The following is a 6,353-nucleotide window of genomic DNA, read 5'->3' on the forward strand; positions in this document are numbered from 1 at the left end:
CGGAGAACGTGTGTATGTGACGGAAGTGCTTTGCGAGGAGCTGAAATTCCTCCAGTTGAAACCGCCGGCCGGAAGTTTGGAAAAGCAGGCGGAGGAGTTGCTCTCCGCTTCCGCCCAGGCCGGAGATGAAGGGAATCCGGGGCCGGATCCCGGACAGGACCGACACCCGGCGCCTGCAGGTGAGCATGCGGACGGCGGGCAGACCGCGCCCGACGGTCCCGATGCCGACCGGCAACCGGACGGATATACCCAACCCCACCCTACACAGAACACCCGCGGGCATCACGTCCATGCCGACGGAAACGGAGCGCCGGGCGGCCAGCCCCGGCCGGCACCCGACCGGGAGCGCGAGACGGTCGCAGCCGGCATGAGCGGCGCCCCGTCCGCCCAAGGAACAGGCCCGCTGCCCGATGGACTGACATTGCCGGATAGCGAGAAAGCCGGACTCCCGATCCGCCCATGACGCCAGGCCGGCGCGACCGCTGCGCCGGCGGGCCGATGGGCCAGGGCCGGCCAACCACCTAACCGAAAGGAAAACGAGCGAAATGAAAAAGATTGAAGACCAGCTGATCCGAACCGAGCAGCAAATCGAACAGTTGATCCGCATCGTGGCACATATGAACGAGCGGGTGGTTCATCTTGAAAAACGGCTCGATGAACGGTACCGGCAGGACGCTGACATCCTAAACTTTGTCATGAAGCAGTGAGTAGACCGCTTGATATGAATACAGGGAAAGACGGCCCGGCCATGGGGGTGGCCGGGCCGTCTGCAGTAAGGTCCGTGTGGCGGGTGAAGCAGGCAGAGTCGGGATAGGGAGTGTTCTGATTGCAGATTGAGGCGGGCGGCTAATTGCAAATTTGAGTGTCTAATTGTGAATTCCAGATTCTAATTGCAAATCGGATGGTCTAATTGCAACTTCGAAATTCTAATTGCAAATCATAGTGTCTGATTGCAAATCTGCCGCCCTAATTGCAAATTCCGCATTCTAATTGCAAATCTGCCGCCCTAATTGCAACTTCCGCATTCTAATTGCAAATCTGCCGCCCTAATTGCAAATTCCGCATTCTAATTGCAAATCTGCCACTCTAATTGCAAATCCCGCTCTCTAATTGCAAATCTGCCGCTCTAATTGCAAATCCCGCCGCTCTAATTGCAATTCTGCCCCCAGCCCCCGTTCCGAGCCCCTACCGCTCATCCGATCGAGAACAGGTCATCGAGCTCGCGTTCGGTGAGGTCGGTGATCCAGGCGCCGGAGGTGATGAGTTCGGAGGAGAGCGCGGCTTTTTCTGTGATCATGCGGTCGATTTTTTCTTCGACGGTGCCGATCGTGACGAATTTCCGGACGTGGACGAAGCGTTCCTGGCCGATGCGGTAGGCGCGGTCGGTCGCCTGGTTTTCGACGGCCGGGTTCCACCAGCGGTCGGCGTGCAACACATGATTGGCGCCGGTCAGGTTGAGCCCCGTGCCGCCCGCCTTCAGGGACAGCAGGAACACGGGGAATTCGCCCCGCTGGAAGTCCTCAACGAGACGGTCGCGGCTGCTTTTCGGCATGCTGCCGGTGAGGAACGGCGCTTCGATGCCGTGGATGCCGGACAGGCAGTGGCGGATGAGTTCGCCCATGCCGATGTACTGGGTGAAGATCAGCACCTGCTCGCCGCGTTCCGCAATTTCGGCGGTGAGTTCGATGATCCGTTCGAGTTTCTTCGAGCGGTCGATCATGTCTTCGGGATCGGAGAACGGCTCTTTCAGGAACAGCGCCGGGTGGTTGCACAGCTGCTTGAGCCGGCTGAGCATCTTCAGGATGATGCCTTTTCGCCGGAAGCCTTCCGCTTCCATGAGGCCGGCCTTCGTTTCCCGGATGTAGCTTTCATAGAGCGCCGCCTGTTCTTCGGTGAGCGGGACGTACTCGTTCTCCTCGAGTTTCTCCGGCAGATTCAGCATGAGTTCCGGATCCGATTTCGTCCGCCGCAATAAGAACGGGGCGATCTTCGCGCGGAGTTTCTGCTTTTTCGCTTCCGATCCGTCGCGCTCGATCGGTCCGATGTACTCTTCCTGGAACGCGGCGAACCGGCCGAGGTACCCTTTGTGGATGAAGTCGAAGATCGCCCACAGTTCGGCGAGCCGGTTTTCGACGGGCGTGCCGGTGAGGGCAATATGGTGGCCGCCGCGGAGCTTCCGGATCGCCCGGGACTGCTTCGTCTGCATGTTTTTGATGTTCTGCGCCTCGTCGAGCGTGACGGACGCCCATTCCCGTTCGGACAGTTCCTCATGGTCCTGCATGAACGTGCCGTAGGTCGTGAGGACGAGCCCGTCGCCGAGTTTCAGCAATTCCGCGTCGAGCTCCCCGTTCTTCAGCCGGTTCTGCCCGTAGTGGAGATGGACCGGCAGACCCGGGGCGAACCGGTCGAGCTCGCGCTGCCAGTTGCCGATGACGGATGTCGGGCAGATGATGAGCGACGGGCCGGCCGCCGCTCCGGATTCATTCAAGTGAAGCAGATAGGCGATGAGCTGCACGGTTTTTCCGAGTCCCATGTCGTCGGCGAGGATTGCGCCGAATCCGTTTTCCCGCATGAAGACGAGCCAATCGTAGCCGTCTTTCTGGTACGGGCGGAGCGTCGCCCGGAGACCGGCCGGAATTGGCGCCTCCGGAATGCCTTCCTTGCTCCGCACACGGCTGACGGCTTCCTTGAGCGTCTGCTGAAGGGAGAAGGTGAAGAGCGGATCGTCTTCATCATCCTCGTCGTCCGCATCGGCGCCGTCGTTCCGCAGCTCGTCTTCCAGGTCACGGAACAGAAGATCCTTCACGGTCCAGCCGCCGCGGTCCGCCTCTTCCATCATTTCGCGGATGCGGGCGAGCCAGGCGGCGTCGAGCCGGAACCATTCGTCGCCGGCCCGGATGAATTCCCGCTTCTCGTCGACGAGCCGACGGAAGCGTTCGGCCGAAATCTCTTCGCCGCCGAGCGAGAACGACCAGTTGAAGTCGAGCGCATCGTCAAGCCGGGCGGTGCCGGAAGAACCGGCGGACGTCGAAGCCCGGACGCGCACCTTCCGCTCGGCCGCGTCGCGCAGCCAGGCGGGCAGGATGACGTCGATGCCGAGCGACTGGAGTATCGGCAGGTCNCAGTGGCGGATGAGTTCGCCCATGCCGATGTACTGGGTGAAGATCAGCACCTGCTCGCCGCGTTCCGCAATTTCGGCGGTGAGTTCGATGATCCGTTCGAGTTTCTTCGAGCGGTCGATCATGTCTTCGGGATCGGAGAACGGCTCTTTCAGGAACAGCGCCGGGTGGTTGCACAGCTGCTTGAGCCGGCTGAGCATCTTCAGGATGATGCCTTTTCGCCGGAAGCCTTCCGCTTCCATGAGGCCGGCCTTCGTTTCCCGGATGTAGCTTTCATAGAGCGCCGCCTGTTCTTCGGTGAGCGGGACGTACTCGTTCTCCTCGAGTTTCTCCGGCAGATTCAGCATGAGTTCCGGATCCGATTTCGTCCGCCGCAATAAGAACGGGGCGATCTTCGCGCGGAGTTTCTGCTTTTTCGCTTCCGATCCGTCGCGCTCGATCGGTCCGATGTACTCTTCCTGGAACGCGGCGAACCGGCCGAGGTACCCTTTGTGGATGAAGTCGAAGATCGCCCACAGTTCGGCGAGCCGGTTTTCGACGGGCGTGCCGGTGAGGGCAATATGGTGGCCGCCGCGGAGCTTCCGGATCGCCCGGGACTGCTTCGTCTGCATGTTTTTGATGTTCTGCGCCTCGTCGAGCGTGACGGACGCCCATTCCCGTTCGGACAGTTCCTCATGGTCCTGCATGAACGTGCCGTAGGTCGTGAGGACGAGCCCGTCGCCGAGTTTCAGCAATTCCGCGTCGAGCTCCCCGTTCTTCAGCCGGTTCTGCCCGTAGTGGAGATGGACCGGCAGACCCGGGGCGAACCGGTCGAGCTCGCGCTGCCAGTTGCCGATGACGGATGTCGGGCAGATGATGAGCGACGGGCCGGCCGCCGCTCCGGATTCATTCAAGTGAAGCAGATAGGCGATGAGCTGCACGGTTTTTCCGAGTCCCATGTCGTCGGCGAGGATTGCGCCGAATCCGTTTTCCCGCATGAAGACGAGCCAATCGTAGCCGTCTTTCTGGTACGGGCGGAGCGTCGCCCGGAGACCGGCCGGAATTGGCGCCTCCGGAATGCCTTCCTTGCTCCGCACACGGCTGACGGCTTCCTTGAGCGTCTGCTGAAGGGAGAAGGTGAAGAGCGGATCGTCTTCATCATCCTCGTCGTCCGCATCGGCGCCGTCGTTCCGCAGCTCGTCTTCCAGGTCACGGAACAGAAGATCCTTCACGGTCCAGCCGCCGCGGTCCGCCTCTTCCATCATTTCGCGGATGCGGGCGAGCCAGGCGGCGTCGAGCCGGAACCATTCGTCGCCGGCCCGGATGAATTCCCGCTTCTCGTCGACGAGCCGACGGAAGCGTTCGGCCGAAATCTCTTCGCCGCCGAGCGAGAACGACCAGTTGAAGTCGAGCGCATCGTCAAGCCGGGCGGTGCCGGAAGAACCGGCGGACGTCGAAGCCCGGACGCGCACCTTCCGCTCGGCCGCGTCGCGCAGCCAGGCGGGCAGGATGACGTCGATGCCGAGCGACTGGAGTATCGGCAGGTCGTCCACGAGGAACTTCCGGACGTCCGGATCCTCAAGCGGTTCGGAGACGAACGAACCTTGCGTGCGGCCGGGCGGAAGGTCGCCGTAGAGGAGGGCGGCGATCCGGTCCTGCATGCGTGCGACCGGCTCCGCGAATTCCTTCCATTTCTTCGGAAGTGATGCGGACGGGTGGAGACCAGTCTTCCGCGCCGCGGGCGTCCAGTGCGTGCCGCCGCGCTTGTTCACGAGCACGGTTTCAAGCATCCACTCGCCGTCGGTATCTTCCGGTTCGGACAATCGGACGGCCATTCGGAACGGAAGGGCGGTGCCGTCTTCGGCCGCATCGGTTTCCGCACGGCGGAATTCAATCACGTCCCCGAGCCGCTCGGTCCCGATCCCGCCTTCCGCCAGCAGCTCGCGGAAAGCATCCTCGAGCATCCGCGCCGTTCCGGCCGTGACGTCTGATTCTCCGGCGAAGCGGAGTTCGCCCCCGTCGGCCCCGGCGATTTCCGGAAGCCCGGGGCTGTTCCAGATGCCGGCCGCCCGGAGTATGTCGCCGAGCTTCTCCGCGTCTTCCTGCGTGGCGCCTTCAAATTCGGCGAGCGGATAGTCGGCGCCGAACGTCTCGACCGCTTCGCGCGGCGTGAGGAGGACCGGCCCCTCGCCGCTCTCCGCCTCGAGTCCGAGGAACGAGCGAGTGTGGCTGAAGAACAGGATTTCCCGGAGCCGGCGGGCGCTCAGCTGCAGGCCGTCCCATTCTTCCGCTTCCACGGCGAATCGCCGGTCCGGCAGTTCCCGGACGCTCAGCCGGATGGTCCGTTTCAAAGTCATCGGTTTCATAAAGTCAGCTTCCCTCTTTCCATCTCTTCCATCAGCGCACGGAGGCGGCTGTGCTTTTTCCGGAGGACGGCGAGATACTCGTTCCACCAGTCGGCCCGGCCGGCTTTCTTCGCGGCCCGCTTCATCTTCTTCAGGACGCGGACGGCCTCTTTGTAGTTCATCCGGTTGCGGAGGGCGATCTGTTCGGTGACGTGGGTGTGGCAAAGGTAAATCGCCTCCATCGGCGCTTCTTCGATGAGCGTCTTGAGGCCGGTCATCTCCACCCGGTCGAAGCCGGACCGGTTCAGATGATGCCAGGCGGCCCATTCCCGGTAGCGGTGACGGTCAAGCAGGAACTCGGCATACTCCGTCTCGGCGGCGGCACCGCAGCTGAGCAGGATGTCGGCCGTCACGTCTTCCCGCATGCCGGTGTCGCGGCAGAGATCCGCAAGCGTCGCGGCCGCCTTCCGCTGTTCCATGAACGAGACCGCCTCCATGTAAGGAGTGATCAGCGGAGCGGCGGCAAGGAGGATCTCCCGCGCATCTTCATCAGCCCCCTGCGCCGCAACAAATTCCGCGAGCTCGATCCAGGCGGGGAAGAGGGGGGCGGCGTCCGGGTCGGCCGGCACGGAGAGGCCGGACGCCGGCTTGCCGAGCAGGACCGCCAGCCACGCCTTCATGAGCGGCAGCGGGGAAGCGGGCGACTCCGGCTGCATCCGCCCGAGCGCCTCCAGTTCGCGTTCCCGGGCATCAACGCCGGTGAACAGCGTCTGCCACACGTCCCGGTAGACCGAAATCCACATCTCCCGGCCGTGGCCCGCCCCGAGCACGAACGAGCGCACGAGCTCCTCGAGGTCCTGGTAAAACGGATCCGCGGCAAACAGCCGCCGCGATGCGGACTGGCGGGAGA

At 62.8% G+C, this 6,353-nt stretch carries 2 protein-coding genes and 3 pseudogenes; 2 read left to right on the forward strand and 3 right to left on the reverse strand.

Going from position 1 to position 6,353, the window contains the following annotated elements:
* Both BN1189_RS09465 and BN1189_RS16125 read left to right on the forward strand, forming a co-directional pair.
* Positions 1 to 463: hypothetical protein (locus BN1189_RS09465; RefSeq protein ID WP_040227671.1), on the forward strand; the 463-nt coding region annotated here is incomplete at its 5' end.
* An 82-nt stretch (positions 464 to 545) separates the two neighbouring features.
* Positions 546 to 707: a hypothetical protein gene (locus BN1189_RS16125; protein ID WP_179860938.1), complete on the forward strand. Its 162-nt coding sequence runs from the start codon at positions 546 to 548 to the stop codon at positions 705 to 707.
* Between the two features lie 485 nt (positions 708 to 1,192).
* On the opposite strand, the pseudogene BN1189_RS16815 reads toward BN1189_RS16125, so the two are convergent.
* The 3 pseudogenes from BN1189_RS16815 to BN1189_RS16130 all read right to left on the reverse strand — a co-directional run.
* Positions 1,193 to 3,121 (reverse strand): annotated as a pseudogene (locus tag BN1189_RS16815) (DEAD/DEAH box helicase); the annotation flags it as partial.
* Between the two features lie 171 nt (positions 3,122 to 3,292).
* Positions 3,293 to 5,464: pseudogene (locus BN1189_RS16820) on the reverse strand (DEAD/DEAH box helicase); the annotation flags it as partial.
* Positions 5,461 to 6,353 (reverse strand): annotated as a pseudogene (locus BN1189_RS16130) (hypothetical protein); the annotation flags it as partial. The pseudogenes BN1189_RS16820 and BN1189_RS16130, both read right to left, overlap by 4 nt.

It is taken from the genome of Bhargavaea cecembensis (assembly GCF_000826125.2).
Taxonomy (GTDB): Bacteria; Bacillota; Bacilli; order Bacillales_A; family Planococcaceae; genus Bhargavaea; species Bhargavaea cecembensis_B.

Bases quoted from the DNA above. Each gene is read 5' to 3' on its own strand.
- BN1189_RS16125 (WP_179860938.1), top strand. From the start codon at position 546: ATGAAAAAGATTGAAGACCAGCTGATCCGAACCGAGCAGCAAATCGAA.